We start from the raw sequence: 20,916 nt of genomic DNA, 5'->3' as shown, positions 1-20,916 counted from the left end.
ATCACAAAAAACTTTCGAGATATCAGCCAGATCGTGCGACACACCGCGCCAATTGGCAGATGGCCTCATGCGGACCCCTCTACCGTGTGAGCGTGAGCAGCAGTGGCCTCATCTACGCAGTCATCGTCGGGGCCTGGGCCGCCTATTTGGTGCCGATGTGGCTTCGTAGGCAGGACGAGCTCAATGAGGCCCGTCCGACGGAACGCTTCAGCACCGCCATCCGGCTGCTGTCCGGACGGGCGGGCATGGAGCGCCGTTACGCCAAGAGTCGCGCGGACCTCGAGCGGCCCGGGGACCCGGCGGACGACCCCACGGAGCGCACCGCCGAGGACGCGGACGCCCCCGCCGCGGGGGGCGCCTCCGCGCCCGGGCCGGGGCGCTACGCGGCCGACCCGGACGCGGTGACCGACGCGGTCGACGTCCGGGCCTTCGCCGACCCCGTAACCCTGCGCGCCCCCGCTCCCGCGGCCGCCGACGGCCCCGCCGAGGCCGCGCCGGCGCCGGCGGCCGGGGCAGCGGGCGGTGGGAGCGGTGCGCGCGGCACGGGCGGCACGGGAAGCGCGGGCGGCAGCGGGGGCTGGAGCGCGCTGGACCGTGGACGGCGCGCGCGAGTGCTCGCGCGCCGCCGCCGCACCACCGTGATGCTCTTCCTCGCCTTCACCCTCGGCGCGATCGTCGCCGCCGTCGGTGGTCTGGCCTTCCTGTGGGCCCCGGGCATCCCGGCCATACTGCTCAGCGCCTATATCGCCTACCTCCGCGCCCAGGAGCGCCGCCGCTTCGCGTTCACCATGGACCAGCGCCACGCCGAGCAGGCCGCGCAGCGGCTGCGGGAGCGCCGCCCCCGGGCCCATCCGCCCGCCGAGGGCCGGACCGCCGACGACGGCCCCGCGGGCCCTCCCGCGCCCGCCGAGGCCGAGCCCGCCCCCGCACCGGCGCCCTCGCGGCACGCGGCCGGGCGCCGCGCACTGGTCGAGCAGACCGATCACGCCGAGTGGGTGGACCAGGAGCGTGAGCGCGAGCGGGGCCCGGCCGCCGGGGCGGGCTGGGAGCCGGTGCCCGTCCCGCTGCCCACCTACGTCACCGCCCCCGTCGCCCCGCGCGCCACCGGCAGTGTCGACCTGGCCGCCCCCGACGCCTGGAGTTCCGCCCGCTCCAGCACCGTCGACCCCACCGCCGCACAGAGCCCCGCCCCGGCCCCGGACCCGGCCGCCACCCCGCCCCGCGGCGCCCGCGAGCGCGGCCGCACTCCCCTCTTCGACCAGTACGCCGACGAGGACCGGCCGCGTGCTGCCAACGAGTGACGGGCCCCTCACTGACCAGCGAGGAACGGATTACCAAGCACCCCGGAGGGGATGCTAGAGTTTCACTCGTTGCAAGGGCCTGTGGCGCAGACTGGTAGCGCACCTCGTTCGCATCGAGGGGGTCAGGGGTTCAAATCCCCTCAGGTCCACAGCAGCTCAAAGCCCCCGCCGGGGAAATTCGGCGGGGGCTTTTTGGTGCCGTACGGCAGCGAAGTACAGCAGCTACTTCCGATCTTGCTTACCCAGGCGTCTGCCGAGCCTCCGCGCACCAACAGCGCGACCTCTTCGACCGCGATCAGCCCCTAACCGGCCGAAGCCGTATCCGACTTCGCGGCTTTCGTCAGGTGACCCTTGGGCTTCGTCTCTCGATGAGGACGACGTCACGCCATAGGCCATGGTGGCGGCCGATGCGTTCGCGGGTGCCGATGACGCGGAAGCCCGCGCGCTGGTGCAGGGCAAGGCTTGCGGCGTTCTCGGGGAAGATGCCGGATTGGATGGTCCAGATGCCTGCCGCTTCCGTGGAGGCGATCAACGCGTCCAGAAGCGCGAGCCCCACGCCCCGGTTGCGCGCGGCGGGGTGAACGTAGAGGGAGTGCTCGACAACACCGGCATACGCGCAGCGGTCGGACACCTTTGTTGCGGCGACCCAGCCGAGCACGCGTCCGTCGTGGTTCACCGCGACGTGTCGGTGGTCCGCGAGTTTGGCGAGGTCGAAGGCTTCCCAGCGGGGTGCGGCGGTCTCGAAGGTGGCGTTCCCTTCGTCGATGCCGAGTTGGTAGATCGCCAGGACCTCATCGGCGTGTTCGGCCCTCAGGTCGGTGACGCGGATGGTCTCGGCGTGCGGGGTCACCCGCGGCCTCCAGCGGTGAGTTCACGGACGAGGTCCTGAACGCGAGCCCGGATCTCGTCGCGGATGGGCCGTACCGCCGCAACACCCTGCCCGGCCGGATCGTCGAGCTTCCAGTCGAGGTAGGTCTTGCCGGGGAAATAGGGGCAGGCGTCGCCGCAGCCCATGGTGATGACCACGTCCGAGGCGTGCACGGCTTCGGCGGTCAGCACCTTCGGGATCTCTGTCGCGATGTCGATGCCGACTTCCGCCATGGCTTCCACCACGGCGGGGTTGACGTGCTCGGCCGGTGCCGAACCGGCGGAGCGGACTTCGACGCGGTCGCCCGCGAGGTGGGTGAGGAAGGCGGCGGCCATCTGGGAGCGGCCCGCGTTGTGGACGCAGACGAACAGCACGGATGGCTTCTCGGGGGTGCGGGGGTCAGACACGGGCGGAACCTTCCTGGGCGGGAGCCTGTTCGGCGGCCATGGCGGTGGGCTGGGGGAAGTAGCGGCGGGCGGCGAGGGCCACGTAGACGAGGCCGATCAGTACGGGAACCTCGATGAGCGGGCCGACGACTCCGGCCAGGGCCTGCCCGGAGGAGGCGCCGAAGGTCGCGATGGCGACGGCGATGGCGAGTTCGAAGTTGTTGCCCGCGGCGGTGAACGCCAGCGTCGTTGAGCGCGGGTAGTCCAGTCCCACGGCCTTGCCCAGTGCCATGGACCCGGCCCACATCACGGCGAAGTAGACCAGCAGCGGCAGCGCGATCCGCGCCACGTCCATCGGCTGTGAGGTGATCGCGTCGCCTTGGAGGGCGAACAGGACGACGATCGTGAAGAGCAGCCCGTACAGGGCGAACGGGCCGATGCGCGGGATGAGCTTGGTCTCGTACCAGGCCCGGCCCTTGGCCCTCTCGCCGAGGCGCCGGGTGAGGAAGCCCGCCACCAGGGGGATGCCGAGGAAGATCAGCACGCTGCGGGCGATCTCCCACACGCTGATGTGGAGACCGGTCTGTTCCAGGCCGAGCCGGCCGGGCAGCACGGTGAGGTAGAACCAGCCGAGCGCGGAGAAGGCGATCACCTGGAAGACGGAGTTCAGGGCGACGAGGACGGCGGCGGCCTCACGGTCACCGCAGGCCAGGTCGTTCCAGATGATGACCATCGCGATACAGCGGGCCAGGCCGACGATGATCAGGCCCGTCCGGTACTCCGGCAGGTCCGGCAGGAGCAGCCAGGCGAGCGCGAACATGATCGCCGGGCCCAGCACCCAGTTCAGCACGAGCGAGGGGACCAGCAGGCGCCGATCCCGGGTGACCGTGTCGAGGCGGTCATAGCGGACCTTGGCCAGCACCGGATACATCATCACCAGCAGGCCCAGCGCGATGGGCAGGGAGACGCCGGTGACGGTCACCTTCGCCAGGGCGTCGCCCAGGCCGGGAACGAGCCGGCCCAGGCCGAGGCCGGCCGCCATCGCCAGCAGGATCCACACCGCGAGGAAGCGGTCCACGAACGACAGGCGCGCGGTGACCGGAGCAGCCGGGGACGCCGCCGTGGGGTCGGCGGTCATCAGACACCCCCCGCCGTTCCGGCAGGCTCGGGGAGGGGCTGTCCGGCGGGGCGGGTGAGGATCCCGGCGAGCCGGTCGGTCATCTCCGGCAGCAGCCAGTAGTAGACCCAAGTGCCCCGGCGCTCGCAGTCGATCAGCCCGGCCTGCCGCAGCAGCTTCAGGTGATGGGAGATCGTCGGCTGCGACAGATCGAAGGCAGGGGTCAGGTCGCATACGCACACCTCGCCCCCGGCCCGGGAGGCGATCATCGACAGCAGCCGCAGCCGGATCGGGTCGCCCAGCGCCTTGAACACCTTCGCCAGCTCGATGGACTGTGCCTCGTCCAGGGGAGCGGTCAGCAGTCCTGGGCAGCAGCCGTCGGCGTCGTTCTGGCCGAGCACCGCAAGCTCTTGTTTCGACATTCTTCTATGTTGACGTTTTTCGATCCAAGACGCAATCTTAGATCGAAGAACATCGATGCAACCAGATGGGAGCCCTCGTCGTGTCTCGTGTGCAGCTTGCCCTGAATGTGCCCGACCTCGAAGCCTCGGTGGTGTTCTACTCCAAGCTCTTCGGCGTCGAGCCCGCCAAGCGCCGCCCCGGATACGCCAACTTCGCGATCACCGAGCCGCCGCTCAAGCTCGTCCTCATCGAGGGTGAGGCGGAGCAGGAGACGCGGCTGGATCACCTCGGCGTCGAGGTGACGTCCACCGGCCAGGTCACCGCCGCCGCCGACCGCCTCGAGGGCGCGGGGCTCGCCACCTTCGAGGAGAACGACACCTCCTGTTGTTACGCCCTCCAGGACAAGGTCTGGGTCCACGGTCCCGGCAAGGAGCCCTGGGAGGTCTACGTCGTCAAGGGTGACGCTGATCAGATGGGCAAGAGCGCGGCACTCGACACCGTCGCCGCCTGCTGCGCCGGCGGGTCCGCCCCCACGGAGGCCGCCGCGAGCGGCGGGCGCCGAGTCTGACGGCAAGCCGCGGAGGTGCCTCCCTCGTCGTCGATGTGCCGGAGGGGGCCCGTAAGAGCTGGACCCGTTTGGCGGCACACTGGGTGAGGGCGCGATCACCTGTCGTTACAAAGGGAACGTCATCTTTCCATCCCGGTTGACCAGCATGGCCGCTGGCGCCGGTGATGTGCCGCTTCACTCCAGCGCTGAGGAAGGCGTAGCGATGAGGTTCATTTCGCGGTCCGGCACCATGACCGTCGCGGTCGGTGCGGGACTCTCCCTCGCGGTCCTGCCGACCGGGTCGGCCAGTGCCGCCGAAGACATTCAGGTGCGGTGCAACGACATCCCCGGCTTGGTGGACGCGATCGACCAGGCCAACACCAGCGGTGCCCGTATCACCCTCGCGCCCCGTTGCACCTACACACTGACCACGCCGGACAACCCGGACGACGGGCTCCCGGAGATCACCGGGGAGGTGACCATCTCCGGCAACGGCTCCACCATCCGACGCGACCCGGACGCCACGGAGGACTTCCGGATCTTCCACGTCGTGTCCGGCGGCACCCTCACCCTGAAGTCGCTCACGGTCAGCGGCGGGGTCAGCAGCGGCTCCGGCGGCGGAGCCCTCAACGAGCAGGGCACGCTGAACCTGGACGACGCCACCTTCAAGGACAACCTCGCGGATACCGGCGGCGGCGTCTCCAACGACGGTGGGCAGCTCAGCCTCGACCGCACCAAGGTGGAGCGCAACACCGCGACCAGCTTCGGCGGCGGAGTCCTCAACACCAGTGACGGCACAACGACGATGAAGCACGGCTCCCTGTTCAAGAACCGGGCGCTCACCAGCAATGGCGGCGGTTTTGAGAACCAACTGGGTACCGCGTCCCTGGAGTCCGTATCGATCAGGGGCAACACCGGAATCGAGGGTGGTGGCGTCCGCAACGTGAACAACTCCACCCTGAATCTGAAGTCGACCACCCTCAAGGACAACATCGCGGTGAGAGGCGGGGGCCTCTCAAACTTCTCCAGCCCCTTGGGCACCGCCACCGCCACGCTGGTCGACAGCCTGGTCACGCGCAACACGGCGATCACCGCCGGCGGCGGCATCGACAACCAGGCGGGTCAGGTGACGCTCACCAACACCAAGGTCATCGACAACACCCCGGACAACTGCGCCCCCGAAGGCAGCGTCCCCGGATGCACCAACCCCACCGCCGCGATGGACGCGCCCCCCACGCAGAAACTCCAGCCCGGCGACGACATCAAAGACCCCGAGTGAGACGAACAGAGAAGCTCGAAGAAGCCCCCGCCGGGGAAATCCGGCGGGGGCTTTCGGGGAGCGGCCGGTGTCAGACGGATCGGTTTTCCGCGCTGACCATCCAGGCGTGCTTTTCCAGGCAGTCGATGATGGCGTGCAGCAGGTCTGCTGTGGAGGGGTCCTCGTTGTCGATCCGGTCGTGGTGGGTGCGCAGGGTGTCGACGGTGGTGCGCAGGCGCGTGGTGACGAGGTCGACGACGGCGCTCACGTTCACCTCTCCCGCCGGGAACGCGGGGAGCGTGGTGGTCGCCGCGACGGTGTCGGAGCGGCCGTCCGGCACGGTCGCGAGGGCGCGCATGCGCTCGGCGATGGTGTCGGCCGACTCCCGGGCGTCGTCCACGATCTGATCCAGCTGCAGATGCAGATCCCGGAAGTTGTGGCCGACCAGGTTCCAGTGGGCCTGCTTCCCCTGGAGGTGCAGTTCGACGAGATCCACCACGATCTGCTGCAACGCCTCGGCGAATTGCGGCGAGGCCGTGAATCCGGCGGCGTCGGTCTCCGAGCGTCGGGAACCCCCGGAAGAAGCGGGCATGGCGTGTCTCCTTCGAAAGCGTCACGGCACGAGCGTCACGGCACGGCAGACCCCTGGGACAGAAGGCCGGCTTCCTATGCGATCAAGCCTATGGAGGTCTCTCTCCGCCGCCACTGCGCCTGATCCAGCCGGGTGGACCCCCGGGATGGGCGATGTCATGGAATCGTGCTGACCGCGTTCGTGTTTGGTGCGGGCCGGGGGACAGGTGATGGCCCAGGCCAGGGGCCCGGGCATAGTAGATGCCCTGTCCCGTGGCTCCGTGGCGTGAAAGCGCCGGAGGACAGACGCGACACAGCACAGCACAACAACTGCACCACAACAGGGGGATAAGGCTCCATGCCACTCATACGCCGTTCCACCGTGGCGGCCGCGGCCATGACCGCGCTGCTGGTGGTCTCCGCTTCCGCCTGCGGGCCCGGTGACGACGAGGCGGCTTCCACGTCGGACTCCTCGGCCGCGTCCGCCGGGCAGCAGGCCAAGGACGGGATCCAGCTGCCGGAAGGCGTCCCGACGAGTCTGGATGACCTGAAGAAGTGGAAGGAGGGCGGCTGGAAGGACTGGGACAAGTGGGCCCGCAAGGCATCGGAATTCGCCAATCCGATGATCAAGAACTTCTGGCAGCCGTCCCGGATGGCCAAGGCGAAGGATTCGTCGACCACCGTCTCCACGCAGAGCGCCGGCCAGAACCAGGCGGCCACCGACCCCGAGCCGCCCGCGGTGCCGGCCGAGCAGGTCTCGCGCCCGTACCACCAGAACATGGCGCCGGTCGGGAAGGTGTTCTTCGACAGCCCCGAGGGGCCGATGGTGTGCTCCGGGACGGTCGTCGACGACCCGGCGCATCCGGGGAAGTCCAACCTGGTGTGGACCGCGGGCCACTGTGTGCACTCCGGTGAGCAGGGCGGCTGGATGCGCAACATCGTCTTCGTGCCCTCGTACAACGACAACGGACTGGGGGCCGAGCAGACCCAGACGGCGGCCCAGAACGAGGTCAGCCCCTACGGCGTGTGGTGGGCGGACTGGTCGCAGACCTCGTCCGAGTGGATCGCGAACGGCGGTAAGACGGGCGGGGTGGGGTCGGCGTACGACTTCGCGGTGCTGCACGTGAAGCCCGAGGGCGGCGGTGGCAAGTCGCTGCAGGAGACGGTCGGGGCCTCGGTGCCGGTGTGGTTCGGGGCGCCGTCGGCGGACCGGGTGAGCTCGATCGGGGCGTACGGCTATCCGCAGGCCCCGCCGTACGACGGGGCGAAGATGTTCAACTGCACCAGCAGGCCGGGCCGGCTGTCGTTCTCGCCGGCCTCGCCGACGATGTACCGGATCGGCTGCTCGATGACCGGCGGCACCTCGGGCGGCGGCTGGTTCGTCAACAACGACGGCAAGACGGTGCTGGTGTCCAACAGTTCGATCGGCTCTTACGGACACACCTGGCTCGCCGGTCCGCATCTGGGGGCCGAGGCGAAGGGCGTGTTCGACGCCATCAGTAAGAAGTACGCCGGTCAGGGCTGACCGACCCGCGGCCGCACGGCAGACGTAAGGGGCCCGCTCCGGATCCGGAGCGGGCCCCTCGTCATGGCCTTACGGTTGGCTTCGCGGAGGGCTCTGCGGTCGGGCTTGCGGTCGGGCTTACGGATGGCTCCACGGGCGCGGCCGTAAGGAGCTTGGCGTAGCAGCGGCTGCTCTCCTCGAAGCGGTAGAGCCCGAACTTCGGCACCGGTGCGTAGCCGGAGGAGGTGTACAGCTCTATGGCCTCGGGCTGCTCGGTGCCGGTCTCCAGGACCATCCGCACCCGCCCCGCCTCCCGCGCGCTGTCCTCCAGCGCCGCGAGGATCCGCCGTGCCAGCCCCCGGCCGCGCGCCGCGCGCACCACGAACATCCGCTTGATCTCGGCGTCCCCGTCCTCGTAGCCCTCCTCGCTCCGCTCCTGGCTGCGCCAGCCGCCGGTCGCGACCGGGGTGCCGTCCGGGTCGTAGGCGATGAGGTAGAGGCCGTGCGGGGGGTCGAAGTGGGCCGCGTCCATGGGCGTCAGATCGCCCTCGCCGTAGCGCACGGCGTACTCCGCCTGCACTTCCTCGTCGAGTGTGAGGGCGTCGGGGTGGTCGTAGCGGATGGGTTGAATATTCATGCGAGAAATCGTACTTCTATGCAGTGGATGGGCGCGTGGTTTTTGTCGCGTATCGTGCCGGAGGTGCTCACCGTGACGACCGTGAATGTAAACGGGCTGCGCGCCGCCGCCAAGAAGGGCTTCGGCCCTTGGCTGGACGCTACCGCGGCCGATGTGGTGTGCCTCCAGGAGGTACGCGCCGAACCCAAGGAACTGCCGGAGGCGGTCCGCGAACCCGACGGCTGGCATGTGGTGCACGCCCCCGCGGCGGCCAAGGGCCGGGCCGGGGTGTCGGTGTACGCCCGGCGCGAGCTGGAGGGCGTCCGAGTCGGCTTCGGGTCGTCCGAGTTCGACGGCAGCGGCCGCTATGTGGAGGTCGATCTTCCCGGCGTGACCGTCGGCAGTCTGTATCTCCCCTCGGGCGAGGTCGGCACGGACCGCCAGGACGAGAAGGAGCGCTTCATGGCGGAGTTCCTTCCGTATCTGAAGGAGCTGCGCGAACGGGCGGCGGCCGGCGGGCGCGAGGCGCTGGTGGCCGGCGACTGGAACATCGCCCACCAGGAGGCCGACCTCAAGAACTGGAAGGCCAACCAGAAGAAGTCCGGGTTCCTGCCGGACGAACGCGCCTGGCTGACCAGCGTCTTCGAGGAGGCGGGGTACGTGGACGTGGTGCGCGCCCTGCATCCGGACGTGGCCGGTCCGTACTCATGGTGGTCCTACCGCGGCCGGGCCTTCGACAACGACGCGGGCTGGCGCATCGACTACCAGATCGCGACCCCGGGGCTCGCCGGGCGCGCGGTCAAGGCGGTCGTGGAGCGGGCGGCCGCCTACGACCAGCGGTGGAGCGACCACGCCCCGGTGACGGTGGCCTACGGCTCGGCTCACTGACCTTCGCGGGGGCGCCGGCCCCGTCGGCTCGCCCCGGCCTCCGTGGGCTCACTGATCCCCGGAGTGGCCGCCGGGTGGCGTCTCGTCGCCCTCCGTCCGCATGCGGCGGTTCATGGCCAGCGTCAGCTCGGCGTCCACCACGCTCGTGGCCAGCGGCCGCAGCCGCTCCACGGTCTCGCCGACGTCCTCGCCGCGCTCCAGGTCGTCCGCCGCCACGTGGGTGCGCAGCAGTGTGACGAAGGTCTCGGCGATCGCGTCCACATGCTCGCGCACCTCGCGCGCCGCGGCGAGCACCGCGGCCAGCGGGACGCCCTGTTCGACCAGGGTGTGGGAGACGTCCAGCAGGCGGCGGCTGAGGTGGACGATCTCGTCGCCGTCGACGGCCAGATAGCCGAGGTCGAGCGAGGTGGTGAGGTTCTCCGCGGTGACCTCGCCGTGGAAGTAGTCCGCGAGCGCCTCGGGGGTGAGCCGGACCGGGGTCTCCGAGGGCCAGGAGGCGACGGCTCCGGGCAGCCCGAGCAGCTCGCCGACGTCCCGGCGGCCGCTTTCGAAGGCGGCGATCAACTCGGCGATCCCGCCGAGGGTGTGGCCGCGCTCCAGCAGTCCCGCGATCGTCCGCAGCCGGGCCAGATGGTGGTCGTTGTACCAGGCGATCCGGCCGTCGCGGCGCGGTGGCGGGATCAGCTTGCGCTCCCGGTAGAAGCGCAGGGTGCGCACGGTGATCCCGGCCTTCTCGGCCAGTTCCGGCATGCGGTACTCGCGTACCTCGTCCGCTTCGCTCGTCGCCACGACGTCAGCCTATGCCGCGGCCGGTCGGGTGCGACCGTCGGTAACTTCGTTGTCCACAGCCCCTACCGCTCGGTAGATCCCTGTCCTACGCTCCCATCGTGCCAGTGATTGCTGGCACGGTCGTATTCGCGTTCGTGGGAGGCGGCGGCATGGCTGGGCTGACGCATGAGCATGTGCGGGTGGCGGTGATCGGAGCCGGATTCGGCGGTCTGGGTGCGGCGGTGCGGCTGCGCCGCTCGGGCATCACGGACTTCGTGGTCCTGGAGCGGGCGGAGGCGGTCGGCGGGGCCTGGCGGGACAACACCTATCCGGGGTGTGCCTGCGATGTCCCCTCGCATCTGTATTCGTTCTCCTTCGCGCCCAACCCCGACTGGCCGCGGAACTTCTCCGGCCAGCCGCATATCCGCGCGTATCTGGAGCGGGTCGCCGACACCTTCGGGCTGCGGCCGCACCTGCGCTTCGGCGCCGAAGTGCGCTCCCTGCGCTGGGACTCCGCGGCGGTGCACTGGGAGGTGGAGACGGCGCGGGGCTCGCTGACCGCCGATGTCGTGGTCAGCGCCACCGGTCCGCTCGCCGACCCCCGGATCCCGGACATCCCCGGGCTCGACGGCTTCCCCGGCGCCGTCTTCCACTCCGCGCGCTGGGACCACACCGCCGAGCTGCGCGGCAAGCGCGTGGCGATGATCGGCACCGGCGCCTCGGCCATACAGATCGTCCCCGCCATCCAGCGCGAGGTCGGCCGGCTCACCCTCTTCCAGCGCACCCCGCCCTGGGTGCTGCCGCGGATGGACCGCCGGATCAGCGGCCTGGAGCGATGGCTGCACTCGAGGATCCCGGCCACCCGGGCGCTGCGCCGCGGGGTGCTGTGGGGCATCCGGGAGCTGCAGGTGGGGGCCTTCACCAAGCGGCCGGGCGAGATGCGGTTCGTCGAGCGGCTGGCAGGTGCCCATATGCGACGGGCCATCAAGGACCCCGCGCGGCGCGCGGCGCTGACCCCGGACTATCGCATCGGCTGCAAGCGCATCCTGCTCTCCAACGACTACTATCCGGCGCTCGCCCAGCCGCATGTGGACGTGGTCCCGGCCGGGCTGAAGGAGGTGCGCGGCGCCACCCTCGTCGGGGCCGACGGCTCCGAGACCGAGGCCGACGCGATCATCTTCGGCACCGGCTTCCATGTGACCGACGTCCCGATAGCCCACCGGGTCACCGGGGCGCGCGGGACGACGCTCGCGGAGGAGTGGAAGGGCGGGATGGAGGCGCTGCGCGGCACCAGCCCGGCTGGCTTCCCCAACTTCCTGACCATCATCGGGCCCAACACCGGCCTCGGGAACAGCTCGATGATCCTGGTCATAGAGGCGCAGCTGGCCTATCTGGCGGACTATCTGCGCCAGTTGGACACCCTGGGCGGCAAGGTCGCGCTGGACGCCCGGCCGTCCGCGGTGCGCGCCTACACGGACATGATCCAGGAACGGATGCGGCGCACGGTGTGGAACACCGGCGGTTGCGACAGCTGGTACCTCGACAACGGCCGCAACACCACCCTGTGGCCCGGGACCACCAGCGAGCTGCGGAAGGTCACCCGGCGCGTGGACCTGAACGAGTACACGGTGCTGCGGCCGCACACCGGGCCCGTCAAGGCCACGGTGTCCACGGCCGGTGCGGGGAGGGGATCGCGGTGAGGCGGCTTCCTTCCCCGTCCGTCGGGCCGTACGCCCCGCCCGTCCCGGAGCGCGAGCTGACGGCCGTCTCGGCCGACGGGAGCCGGCTCCACACGGAGCTGCACGGCCCCGAGGACGCCCCTGCGGTCCTGCTCGCGCACGGCTGGGTCTGCTCCACGGCCTTCTGGGCGCCGGTGGTGCGCGCCCTCGCGGCCGACCACCGGGTGATCGTCTACGACCAGCGCGGCCATGGCCGCAGCCCGGCCCCGGGGCCCGGCGGCTACAGCACCCATGCCCTGGCCGACGACCTGGTGGCGGTGCTGGAGGCGGCCCTTCCGCCCGGTCGGCGGGCCGTGCTGGCGGGCCACTCCATGGGCGGGATGACGCTGATGGCCGCGGCCGACCGCCCCGCGCTGCGCGAGCGCGCGGCCGCCGCTGTGCTGTGCAGCACGGGCGCCTCACGGCTGGTGGACCGGTCGCTGGTGGTGCCGTTGCGCTCCCCGCGGGCCCGGGCGCGGATGCACCGCGTGCTCCTCGGCTCACGCGCCCCGCTGGGCCCGGTCACCCCGCTGGCCAAGCGGCTGGTGCGCTACGCCACGATGGGCCCCGGCGCCGACCCGGCCGCGGTGGACGCGTGCGCGCGGATCCTGCACGCCTGCCCCCGCGCCGTACGCGGCGGATGGGGCCGGGTCCTGCTCGACCTCGAACTGGAGGCGCGCGTGGGCGAACTGACCATGCCCACGGCCGTCATCGTCGGCACCGCCGACCGGCTCACCCCGCCCGAGCACGCCGACGCCCTGGCCGCCGCGCTGCCGCACTGCACCGGCCTCATCGAGCTCCCGGGGCTCGGCCATATGACCCCGGTGGAGGATCCCGAGGCGGTCACCGGCGTGATCCGCGGCCTGGTCGAGGAGTTCGGGACGTCCCGCCCCACAACAACAGCCGAAGCGAAGGAGCAGACGACATGAGTGCGCGCAGGAGCCTCGAGGGCCAGGTCGCGGTGGTGACGGGCGCGGCGCGGGGCGTAGGCGAGCTGCTCGCGCGCAAGCTCTCCGCACGCGGCGCGAAGGTCGCGCTGGTGGGCCTGGAGCCCGAGGAGTTGAAGCGGGTCTCCAAGCGGCTGCCGACCGACTCCGCCCACTGGCACGCCGATGTCACCGACGCCGAGGCGATGGCGCGGGTGGCGGCGGAGGTCGTGGAGCGGTTCGGCGCGGTGGACATCGTCTGTGCCAACGCGGGTGTGGCCCAGGCCGGTCCGTTCCTCGACTCCGACGAGACGGCCTGGCGGCGGGTGATCGAGGTCAATCTGCTGGGCAGCGTCACCACGGCCCGCGCCTTCCTGCCCGCGCTGATCGCCGGCCGCGGCTATCTGCTGCAGATCGCCTCGCTCGCCGCGCTCGCGCCCGCGCCCATGATGACGGCGTACTGCACCTCCAAGTCGGGGGTCGAGGCGTTCGCCCACAGTCTGCGGGCCGAGGTGGGCCACCGTGGAGTGCGGGTCGGCGTGGGCTATCTGAGCTGGACGGACACCGATATGGTGCGCGGCGCCGACCAGGACGAGGTGATGCGCGAGCTGCGGCAGCGGCTGCCCTGGCCCGCGGGCCGCACCTATCCGCTGGGCCCGGCGGTGGACCGGCTGGTGGCAGGCATCGAGCGCCGGTCGGCGCATGTGTACGCGCAGTGGTGGCTGCGCGGTATGCAGTCGGTGCGCGGCTATCTGCCCGCGTTCATCCACGCCGTGGGGCGGCGCGAGATGCGCCGCGCCGAACCACGGCTGGCGGCGACCCGGGAGAGGCGTGGCGGTTTGGTCGGCGAGGGCGGCGCGGCGGACGAGAAGGCGCGCACGGCGGGCACGGAGCGTTACCAGTAACGCTCCGTCAACCGCGCTGACCTGCGCTTTCTTCAACTCCTCCGATCCGGAATGCGGAGAAAGTCAGCACATGTAACTCTTGTCGGGCCCGACGCCATTCACCCGATGAGGAGTGACACATGGGCCCCAAGGACCAGCCGAACGACAAGGGTCAGCAGGCCAAGCGGAAGCCGCAGGGCGGGCGGAGCCAGGAGCCGCGGCGCGGCCAGCAGCCCGGTGAGCGCATGCAGTCCGGCGAGCGGATGCAGTCCGGTGACCGCATGCAGTCCGGTGAGCGTATGGAGGAGCGCTCCCGCCGGGAGCCGGGGCAGGAGCAGCGCCGCGGCCAGCAGGACCGGCCCGAGGCCCGCGGGCAGTCCCAGCGGATGAGCCGTGAGCGCCGTCAGCCGGGCATGGGCGACGAGACGATGGACCAGGAGCCCTTCGAAGAGATGTGACGCGCCAGGGCGGGAGGGGCGCATCCCCATGGGCGACCATGGGAATGCGCCCCTGCGCCTGTCTGTGCCCGGCCCCGTTCCTGCCCCGGCCCCGCTCCTGCTCCGGCCCCGCCCCGCTCCTGCCCCGGCCGCCTCCCGGCGGAAGCGCTCACTTCTCCTGACGCGGCGCTCACTTCCCCTTGCGCGGCGGCTTACTTCCCTTGCGGGTCGGCTTCTTCCCCTTGCGCGACGGCTTGCTCGCCTCGCGCGGCGGCAGTTGGGGACGCCGCAGATCGGGCACGTCCGAGTAGTCCGGCGGGGTCGCGGCCGGATGCCGCTCCAGCAGATCGAGCGCCGTACGGACGGCGACCCCCAGCTGCGGAGCGCGGCCCTCCGCCCAGTCCACGGGGGAGCGCGGCGCCTCGATGTCCGGCTCCACACCGTGGTTCTCCACGCCCCAGCCGTAGGCGTCGAACCACGCGGCGTTCATCGGCACCGTGATCGACGTGCCGTCGCCCAGGCGATGACGTCCGGTCATCCCGACCACCCCGCCCCAGGTGCGCACCCCCACCACCGGCCCGATGCCCTGGATCCTGAAGGCCGCGGTGATCATGTCGCCGTCGGAGGAGGTCGCCTCGTCGGCGACCGCGACGATCGGCCCACGCGGCGCGTTGCTGGAGTACGACACGGGCTCGGCGTTGCGGGTGAGGTCCCAGCCCATGACCTTGCGGGTGAGCTTCTCCACCACCAGCTCGCTGATATTGCCGCCCGCGTTGCCCCGGACGTCCACGATCAGTGCGGGCAGCGACATCTCGCGGCGCAGATCGCGGTTGAACTGCGCCCACCCGGAGCCGCCCATATCGGGGATGTGCAGATAGCCGCACCGCCCGCCGCTCAACTCCCGTACCACGGCCCGGCGCTGGGCCACCCAGTCCTGGTAGCGCAGCGGCCGGTCGTCGATCAGCGGGCAGACCGCGACCCGGCGGGCCGGCCCCTCGCCGTCCGGCGGCTCGAAGGTCAGCTCCACCGTCGTGCCGCCCGCGGCCGTCAGCAGCGGGTACGGACCGGCCACCGGGTCCACCGGGCGCCCGTCGACATGGGTGAGGACGGCGCCGTCCCGGATGCCCAGACCGGCCAGCGGCGAGCGGGCCCGGGAGTCGGAGGACTCACCGGGCAGGATGCGGGCCACCGCCCACCGGCCGTCCTTGGTGCGGGTGAGATTGGCGCCGAGCAGTCCGATGGGGCGCTGGTAGTGGCGCGGGCCCTCGTTGCGGCGCGCGGCGGCGACGTAGGCGTGCGAGGTGCCCAGCTCGCCCAGGGTCTCGCGGAGCAGATCGGCGAACTCGTCGGGCGAGGCGACCCGTTCGACCAGGGGACGGTACTGGTCGAGCACCCCGTCCCAGTCGACACCGCACATCCCCGGGTCCCAGAAGTAGTGCCGGGTGATGCGCCCGGCCTCGTCGTACGCCTGGCGCCACTCGGCCGCCGGATCGACGGTGTGCTGGATCCGCCGCATGTCGAGGTGGACCGTGGAGTCGCTGTCGCCGGTCTCGGTGGCGGGCATCGCGCGCAGATCGCCGTCGTCGTAGGCCACCAGCCGGGTGCCGTCGCCGCTGACCGCGAACCAGTCCAGCTCACCGGTGAGTTCGGTCCGCTTGGCCTTCGCCAGGTCGAAGTGTTCCAGGGTGGGGCGGCTCGAGGTCTCGGCCGGGTTGGCGAACGTCTCGCCGAGCGCGCCCGAGATCGGCCAGCGCAGCCACACCAGTCCGCCGCCGCTGACCGGGTGCAGCGAGGAGTACTTGGACGCGGACACCGGGAAGGCCGTGACCCGGCTGGCCAGCCCCTCCACCTCGACCGTCACCGTGCCGTCGCCGTCGTCCCCGCTGTCGTCCGGGTCCAGCCCGCCCGCCGCCGGGCGTCCCTCGGGGGAGAGCGCGAAGGGTGAGGGGGTGGCGGAGGACAGCGGTACGAGGTAGGGGCGGCAGCCGAGCGGGAAGGAGAGGTCGCCGGTGTGGACGTCGTAGACCGGGTCGAAGCCGCGCCAGGAGAGGAAGGCGAGATAGCGGCCGTCGCTGGTGAAGACCGGCTCCTCGTCCTCGAACCGCCCGTTGGTCACGTCCACTATGGTCCGGTCGGCCAGCCGCGCGATCTTGATCGAGCGCAGGGTGCGGCCTATCCCGGGATGCGACCAGGCGAGCCAGGCCGAATCGGGGGAGAAGGCCAGGTCGCCCACCGGGCCGTTGCCCGACCGGATCAGCTCGGTGACCTCGCCGTCCCCGTCGGCGGAGGTGTCCACCAGCAGCAGCCGCCCGTCGTCCGCGGCGACCGCGAGCCGGTCGCCGTCGGGCGAGGACTCCAGCTCATGCACCCGCCCCAGCAGCCCGGCGGCCAGCCGGCGCGGCTCGCCGGGGCCGCTGGCCCGGGGGAGCTGCGCGATCTCGATGGCGTCCTCGCCCTCCGCGTCGGTGAGATAGGCGACCCGGCCGGTCGAGCCCAGCATCACGGGCAGCCGCACCCGGACGCCCGGGGTGTCGGCGAGGGTGCGGGCGGGGCCGTCGCGGTGGGTGAGCCAGTACAGGCTGCCGCGGACGCACACCGCGCTGGCCCGGCCGGTGGTGTCCACCGACAGCGAGTCGATGTGCGAGGCGGCCGGCACCTGGTAGGGCCGCCGCCCGGTGCGCGCCCCGCCCAGCCGGATGTCCAGCTTGCGCGGCACGCCGTCCGGGCCCAGGTCGTCCACCAGCCACAGTTCGCCCGCGCACTGGTAGACCACGCGGGAGCCGTCGGTCGAGGCATGGCGCGCGTAGAAGTCGGCGTGGTCGGTGTGGCGGCGCAGATCGGTGCCGTCGGGCAGACAGGAGTAGAGGTTGCCGATGCCCTCGTGGTCGGAGAGGAAGGCGATCCGGCCGCCGACGAACATCGTCGCGTCCAGATGGCCGTTCAGCTCCTCCGCGAGCCGGGTGCCGTGCAGCCACAGCCGCCCCGTCGCACCGCCCCGGTAGCGCTTCCAGGTGGCGGGCTCATGCGGCGGCTTGCCGGTCAGCAGCAGGGTGCGGCGCTCGCCGTCGAGGTCGGCCACCGCGATATCGGCCACCGGCCCCCAGGGCAGCCGCCCGCCGGGGCTGCCGTCGGTGGGCAGCGTGTAGGCCCAGGAGAAGTGGGAGAACGGCTGCTCATGGGAGGAGACCGCGAGGATCTGGGAGACGCCGTCCTGGTCCGGCGGGGTCCAGCCGCAGACCTGGGCGTCCGTACTGCCCCAGTAGGTCAGCCGGCGGGCCGGGCCGCCGGCCGCGGGCACGAGATAGATCTCCGGGTCGAGGCTGCGCCAGGTGGTGAAGGCGATCTGGGAGCCGTCGGGGGAGAAGCGGGCAGGTCCGACGCGCGTACGGTCCACGGTCAGCCGCCAGGCCCGTCCGGGGGGCCCGCCGGGGGCGGTCAGCGGGGCGACCCACAGGTCGTCCTCGGCCGCGAAGCACAGCAAGTCGCCGTGCAGATGCGGAAATCGCAGATAGGCCAGGTCGTCTTCGCTTCCGTAAGGCTCCACCCCACCCATGTTTTCGAGCTACGCCATTTGGAGCAACTCGGTTCTGTGACCTAGACCACGAGCGAAACGGTGCTGTTTCGATAGCGGCGCGCTTATGCTGGAGAAGTACGAAACCGTTTCGTTCGGAGGGAGGCGACACGCCATGCCGGCCATGGACCAGGCAACGGAGGACCGGGACACCGTCCGGGTGCGTCGCAGCCGACTCTCCCCCGAGCGCGAGCGGGAGTTGTACGAGGCGGTGGTGGAGCTGCTCGGCGAGGTCGGGTACGACGGTCTGACGATGGACGCCGTCGCGACCCGTACGCACTCCAGCAAGGCCACGCTCTACCGCCAGTGGAAAGGCAAGCCGCAGCTGGTCGCGACCGCGCTGCGGCACACCAAGCCCGTTCTGCTCGAGGGTGTCGACACCGGAACGCTCCGCGGGGATCTGCAGGAGATCGTGCGGTGCTCGGAGAGCGCCCGGGAGCGGGACGCCGCGCTGATGAGGGGACTCGCCCACGCAAGCCACGACAATCCGGACCTTCATGAGGCCCTGCGAGAGTTGTTGATCTATCCCGAGATCGACGCGCTCAACGCGCTGCTGAGGCGCGCCGTCGACCGCGGCGAAATCGCCCCGGACCGGCCCGCCTTGAACTTCGTCGTGCACATGGTGTGCGGCGCGTTCATCGCCCGACCGCTCGTCGACGGTCAGCAGCCGGACCAGACGTATCTCCTGGACTACATCGACGCCGTGATCCTCCCCGCGCTCGGCGCCGCGTAGCCCTTCCCTCTCACTTCCCCCTCCCCGTTCTCCCCGCACAACCACATAAGGCCCCGACCGGCGCGCCGCTCTCGTCGCCGGCTCGGTCACCCATCCCTGCCCAGTGCCATCCAACCGACGGGAGCACCTCTTCTCGTGGCCACCTTCCTTTATAAACTCGGCCGGTTCGCCTTCCGGCGACGCGGCTTCGTCGCCCTGATATGGGTGGCGCTGCTCGCGGTCGCGGGCGTCGGCGCCGCCACCGCCTCACAGCCCGCCAACGACAGCTTCTCCATCCCCGGCACCGAGGCCCAGAAGGCATTCGACCTGCTGGAACAGCGGTTCCCCGGAGGTAACGCGGACGGCGCCACCGCCCGTGTGGTCTTCCGCGCCCCGAGCGGCGAGAAGATGACCGACCCGGACAACAAGGCGGTGGTCACCAAGACCGTCGCCGACCTGAAGGCGAGCTCGCCGCAGGTCGCCTCGGTCGCCGACCCGTACCAGGCCCAGGCCGTCAGCAAGGACGGCTCCACGGCGTACATCCTGACCAGCTACAAGGTCAACTCCATGGAGCTGAAGGGCCCCGCCAAGGACGGTCTGAAGGAGGTGGGGGAGAAGGCCGAGAAGTCGGGCCTGAAGGTGCAGATCGGCGGTGACGCGCTCCAGGAGATGCCGGAGACCGGATCGACCGAGATCATCGGTATCGCGATCTCCGCGGTCGTCCTCGCCATCACCTTCGGCTCGCTGGTGGCCGCCGGACTGCCGCTGATGACCGCGCTCATCGGCGTCGGCATCGGCATCTCGTCGATCACCGCGCTCGCCACCACGCTGGGGCTGTCCAGCACCACCTCGACACTGGCGATGATGATCGGCCTCGCGGTCGGCATCGACTACGCGCTGTTCATCGTCTCCCGCTACCGCGCGGAGCTCGCCGAGGGGCGGGACCGGGAGGAAGCCGCCGGACGTGCCGTGGGCACCGCGGGCTCCGCGGTCGTCTTCGCCGGCCTTACGGTGGTCATCGCGCTGGTCGGCCTCGCCGTCGTCAACATCCCCATGCTGACCAAGATGGGCTTCGCCGCGGCCGGTACGGTCGTCATCGCCGTCCTCATCGCGATCAGCCTCATCCCGGCGGTGCTGGGCTTCGCGGGCAAGCGGGTGTTCGGGCGCAAGGCGCGCCGGCGGCTGGAGGAGCGCCTCGCGGCGGGTCCGGACGCCTCCGCCGAGGAGAAGCCCAATATGGGCACCCGCTGGGCGCGTTTCGTGCTGCGCCGCCCGCTGATGGTGCTCCTGGTGGCCGTGCTCGGCCTCGGTGCGGCCGCCGTGCCCGCCGTCAGCCTGGAGCTCGGTCTGCCGGACGACGGCTCGCAGCCGGTCAGCAGCCAGAAGCGCCAGGCGTACGACGCGATCTCCGACGGCTTCGGCCCCGGCTACAACGGTCCGCTGATGGTGGTCGTGGACGCCAAGGGCAGCGATGACGCCAAGGGCGCGGCCCAGCAGGTCCGTAAGACCATCACCGGCCTGGACGGTGTGGCCGGTGTCAGCCCGGCCACGTTCAACAAGGCCGGTGATACGGCGACGCTCACCGTCATCTCCAAGTACAAGCCGAGCAGCATCGACACCGAGAACCTGGTCGGTGACATCCGGGACGAGGCGAGCGGCTTCAAGGCCGACACCGGCGCCGAGGTGCTGGTGACCGGCCAGACGGGGATGAACATCGACATCTCCCAGAAGCTCAACGACGCGCTGGTGCCCTATCTGGTGCTCGTCGTCGGCCTGGCCTTCCTGCTGCTGATGGTCGTCTTCCGGTCCGTCCTGGTGCCCCTCAAGGCGGCGCTCGGCTTCCTGCTCTCCGTCGTGGCGGCGCTCGGCGCGGTGGTCGCGGTCTTCCAGTGGGGCTGGCTGGCCGATCTGTTCGGCGTCGAGGAGACCGGCCCGATCATGAGCATGATGCCGATCTTCATGATCGGTGTGGTGTTCGGTCTGGCGATGGACTACGAGGTCTTCCTGGTGACCCGGATGCGGGAGGCGTACGTCCACGGCGAGCGCCCCGGCCAGGCCGTCGTCACCGGCTTCCGGCACGGCGCCCGGGTGGTCACCGCGGCCGCGATCATCATGATCAGCGTCTTCGCCGGGTTCATCGGCTCGTCCGAGTCGATGATCAAGATGATCGGCTTCGGCCTCGCCACCGCCGTCCTCTTCGACGCCTTCGTGGTCCGCATGGCCATCGTCCCGGCGGTGCTGGCGCTGCTCGGCAAGGCGGCCTGGTGGCTCCCGCGCTGGCTGGACCGGGCGCTGCCCAACGTGGACGTGGAGGGCGAGGGCCTGCGCAAGCAGCTCGAGGCGACCCCCGCCGCCCAGCAGCACGACTCCGACCCGGACGCCGAGCTGACCCGCGTCTGATCTGCGTCTGAACCGCGTCCGACGCCGGCGTTACGTTCCGGCC

General features: G+C 71.1%; 19 protein-coding genes and 1 tRNA gene. 12 read left to right on the top strand and 8 right to left on the bottom strand.

All coding sequences use genetic code 11. The features are described 5' to 3' along the window. Positions 1–92: 92 nt before the first annotated feature. Complete coding sequence (gene sepX, locus J8403_RS17730; RefSeq protein ID WP_246585881.1) at positions 93–1,301, top strand: divisome protein SepX/GlpR; 1,209 nt, start codon at positions 93–95, stop codon at positions 1,299–1,301. 75 nt (positions 1,302–1,376) lie between these two features. Beyond that, a tRNA-Ala gene (locus tag J8403_RS17725) sits at positions 1,377–1,450 on the top strand. 191 nt (positions 1,451–1,641) lie between these two features. Here J8403_RS17725 and J8403_RS17720 read toward each other — a convergent pair. From J8403_RS17720 to J8403_RS17705, 4 genes are read right to left on the bottom strand one after another with little or no spacing between them, the layout of a single operon-like run. Then, positions 1,642–2,151, bottom strand: coding sequence for a GNAT family N-acetyltransferase (locus J8403_RS17720; RefSeq protein ID WP_211124049.1), 510 nt, complete (start codon positions 2,149–2,151; stop codon positions 1,642–1,644). Next, positions 2,148–2,576 carry an arsenate reductase ArsC gene (locus J8403_RS17715; protein WP_211124048.1) on the bottom strand — a complete coding sequence of 143 codons (429 nt, stop codon included), beginning with the start codon at positions 2,574–2,576 and terminating at the stop codon, positions 2,148–2,150. Before J8403_RS17715 ends, J8403_RS17720 begins: the two co-directional genes overlap by 4 nt. Further along, entirely contained in the window at positions 2,569–3,693 is a 1,125-nt protein-coding gene (gene arsB, locus J8403_RS17710; protein ID WP_211124047.1) for an ACR3 family arsenite efflux transporter, read from the bottom strand. Before arsB ends, J8403_RS17715 begins: the two co-directional genes overlap by 8 nt. Continuing rightward, on the bottom strand, positions 3,693–4,094 hold the full coding sequence (locus J8403_RS17705; protein WP_211124046.1) for an ArsR/SmtB family transcription factor: 402 nt from the start codon (positions 4,092–4,094) through the stop codon (positions 3,693–3,695). Before J8403_RS17705 ends, arsB begins: the two co-directional genes overlap by 1 nt. Positions 4,095–4,174: 80 nt before the next feature. Here J8403_RS17705 and J8403_RS17700 point away from each other — a divergent pair, with 80 nt between their 5' ends. Beyond that, positions 4,175–4,642: an ArsI/CadI family heavy metal resistance metalloenzyme gene (locus J8403_RS17700; protein WP_211124045.1), complete on the top strand. Its 468-nt coding sequence runs from the start codon at positions 4,175–4,177 to the stop codon at positions 4,640–4,642. Between the two features lie 202 nt (positions 4,643–4,844). Then, positions 4,845–5,900 (top strand): hypothetical protein, encoded by a 1,056-nt coding sequence (locus J8403_RS17695; RefSeq protein WP_211124044.1) that lies wholly within the window; start codon positions 4,845–4,847, stop codon positions 5,898–5,900. A gap of 70 nt (positions 5,901–5,970) precedes the next feature. On the opposite strand, the gene J8403_RS17690 is transcribed toward J8403_RS17695, so the two are convergent. Then, positions 5,971–6,471, bottom strand: a complete 501-nt coding sequence (locus J8403_RS17690) for a Dps family protein (protein ID WP_211124043.1) — start codon at positions 6,469–6,471, stop codon at positions 5,971–5,973. A gap of 336 nt (positions 6,472–6,807) precedes the next feature. Between J8403_RS17690 and J8403_RS17685 the strand changes: the two genes are divergently transcribed. Next, positions 6,808–7,974, top strand: coding sequence for a trypsin-like serine peptidase (locus tag J8403_RS17685; RefSeq protein ID WP_211124042.1), 1,167 nt, complete (start codon positions 6,808–6,810; stop codon positions 7,972–7,974). A gap of 61 nt (positions 7,975–8,035) precedes the next feature. Here J8403_RS17685 and J8403_RS17680 read toward each other — a convergent pair whose 3' ends face one another. Further along, positions 8,036–8,590, bottom strand: coding sequence for a GNAT family N-acetyltransferase (locus J8403_RS17680; RefSeq protein WP_211124041.1), 555 nt, complete (start codon positions 8,588–8,590; stop codon positions 8,036–8,038). A 63-nt stretch (positions 8,591–8,653) separates the two neighbouring features. Between J8403_RS17680 and J8403_RS17675 the strand changes: the two genes are divergently transcribed. Then, on the top strand, positions 8,654–9,457 hold the full coding sequence (locus J8403_RS17675; protein WP_211124040.1) for an exodeoxyribonuclease III: 804 nt from the start codon (positions 8,654–8,656) through the stop codon (positions 9,455–9,457). A 48-nt stretch (positions 9,458–9,505) separates the two neighbouring features. Here J8403_RS17675 and J8403_RS17670 read toward each other — a convergent pair whose 3' ends face one another. Next, the gene (locus tag J8403_RS17670) at positions 9,506–10,207 is read right to left on the bottom strand and encodes a MerR family transcriptional regulator (protein ID WP_246586346.1); all 702 of its coding nucleotides are present in this window, start codon (positions 10,205–10,207) and stop codon (positions 9,506–9,508) included. A 188-nt stretch (positions 10,208–10,395) separates the two neighbouring features. On the opposite strand from J8403_RS17670, the gene J8403_RS17665 reads away from it, so the two are divergent. From J8403_RS17665 to J8403_RS17650, 4 genes are all read left to right on the top strand, one after another. Then, entirely contained in the window at positions 10,396–11,925 is a 1,530-nt protein-coding gene (locus tag J8403_RS17665; RefSeq protein ID WP_211128302.1) for a flavin-containing monooxygenase, read from the top strand. Continuing rightward, positions 11,922–12,872: an alpha/beta fold hydrolase gene (locus tag J8403_RS17660; protein WP_211124038.1), complete on the top strand. Its 951-nt coding sequence runs from the start codon at positions 11,922–11,924 to the stop codon at positions 12,870–12,872. The genes J8403_RS17665 and J8403_RS17660 overlap by 4 nt, the downstream gene beginning before the upstream one ends. Beyond that, positions 12,869–13,774, top strand: coding sequence for an SDR family oxidoreductase (locus J8403_RS17655; protein ID WP_211124037.1), 906 nt, complete (start codon positions 12,869–12,871; stop codon positions 13,772–13,774). The genes J8403_RS17660 and J8403_RS17655 overlap by 4 nt, the downstream gene beginning before the upstream one ends. Positions 13,775–13,893: 119 nt before the next feature. After that, positions 13,894–14,211: a hypothetical protein gene (locus tag J8403_RS17650; protein WP_211124036.1), complete on the top strand. Its 318-nt coding sequence runs from the start codon at positions 13,894–13,896 to the stop codon at positions 14,209–14,211. A gap of 169 nt (positions 14,212–14,380) precedes the next feature. On the opposite strand, the gene J8403_RS17645 is transcribed toward J8403_RS17650, so the two are convergent. After that, positions 14,381–17,743, bottom strand: a complete 3,363-nt coding sequence (locus tag J8403_RS17645) for a S41 family peptidase (RefSeq protein ID WP_211124035.1) — start codon at positions 17,741–17,743, stop codon at positions 14,381–14,383. A 133-nt stretch (positions 17,744–17,876) separates the two neighbouring features. Here J8403_RS17645 and J8403_RS17640 point away from each other — a divergent pair, with 133 nt between their 5' ends. Then, complete coding sequence (locus tag J8403_RS17640; RefSeq protein ID WP_237513745.1) at positions 17,877–18,494, top strand: TetR/AcrR family transcriptional regulator; 618 nt, start codon at positions 17,877–17,879, stop codon at positions 18,492–18,494. Between the two features lie 135 nt (positions 18,495–18,629). Continuing rightward, positions 18,630–20,873 (top strand): MMPL family transporter, encoded by a 2,244-nt coding sequence (locus J8403_RS17635; RefSeq protein ID WP_211124034.1) that lies wholly within the window; start codon positions 18,630–18,632, stop codon positions 20,871–20,873. Positions 20,874–20,916 lie beyond the last annotated feature (43 nt).

The sequence above is a fragment of the Streptomyces yatensis genome (assembly GCF_018069625.1).
Classification (GTDB): Bacteria; Actinomycetota; Actinomycetes; order Streptomycetales; family Streptomycetaceae; genus Streptomyces; species Streptomyces yatensis.
This window is presented reverse-complemented; position numbering and strand designations above follow the sequence as displayed.

Excerpts from the sequence above, each read along its gene's own strand:
- J8403_RS17670 (WP_246586346.1), bottom strand. The coding sequence starts at position 10,207 with ATGCCGGAACTGGCCGAGAAGGCCGGGATCACCGTGCGCACCCTGCGC.
- J8403_RS17640 (WP_237513745.1), top strand. The coding sequence starts at position 17,877 with ATGCCGGCCATGGACCAGGCAACGGAGGACCGGGACACCGTCCGGGTG.
- J8403_RS17685 (WP_211124042.1), top strand. The coding sequence starts at position 6,808 with ATGCCACTCATACGCCGTTCCACCGTGGCGGCCGCGGCCATGACCGCG.
- J8403_RS17680 (WP_211124041.1), bottom strand. The coding sequence starts at position 8,590 with ATGAATATTCAACCCATCCGCTACGACCACCCCGACGCCCTCACACTC.
- J8403_RS17695 (WP_211124044.1), top strand. The coding sequence starts at position 4,845 with ATGAGGTTCATTTCGCGGTCCGGCACCATGACCGTCGCGGTCGGTGCG.
- J8403_RS17690 (WP_211124043.1), bottom strand. The coding sequence starts at position 6,471 with ATGCCCGCTTCTTCCGGGGGTTCCCGACGCTCGGAGACCGACGCCGCC.
- J8403_RS17650 (WP_211124036.1), top strand. The coding sequence starts at position 13,894 with ATGGGCCCCAAGGACCAGCCGAACGACAAGGGTCAGCAGGCCAAGCGG.
- J8403_RS17665 (WP_211128302.1), top strand. The coding sequence starts at position 10,396 with ATGGCTGGGCTGACGCATGAGCATGTGCGGGTGGCGGTGATCGGAGCC.
- J8403_RS17705 (WP_211124046.1), bottom strand. The coding sequence starts at position 4,094 with ATGTCGAAACAAGAGCTTGCGGTGCTCGGCCAGAACGACGCCGACGGC.
- J8403_RS17645 (WP_211124035.1), bottom strand. The coding sequence starts at position 17,743 with ATGGGTGGGGTGGAGCCTTACGGAAGCGAAGACGACCTGGCCTATCTG.
- J8403_RS17655 (WP_211124037.1), top strand. The coding sequence starts at position 12,869 with ATGAGTGCGCGCAGGAGCCTCGAGGGCCAGGTCGCGGTGGTGACGGGC.
- arsB (WP_211124047.1), bottom strand. The coding sequence starts at position 3,693 with ATGACCGCCGACCCCACGGCGGCGTCCCCGGCTGCTCCGGTCACCGCG.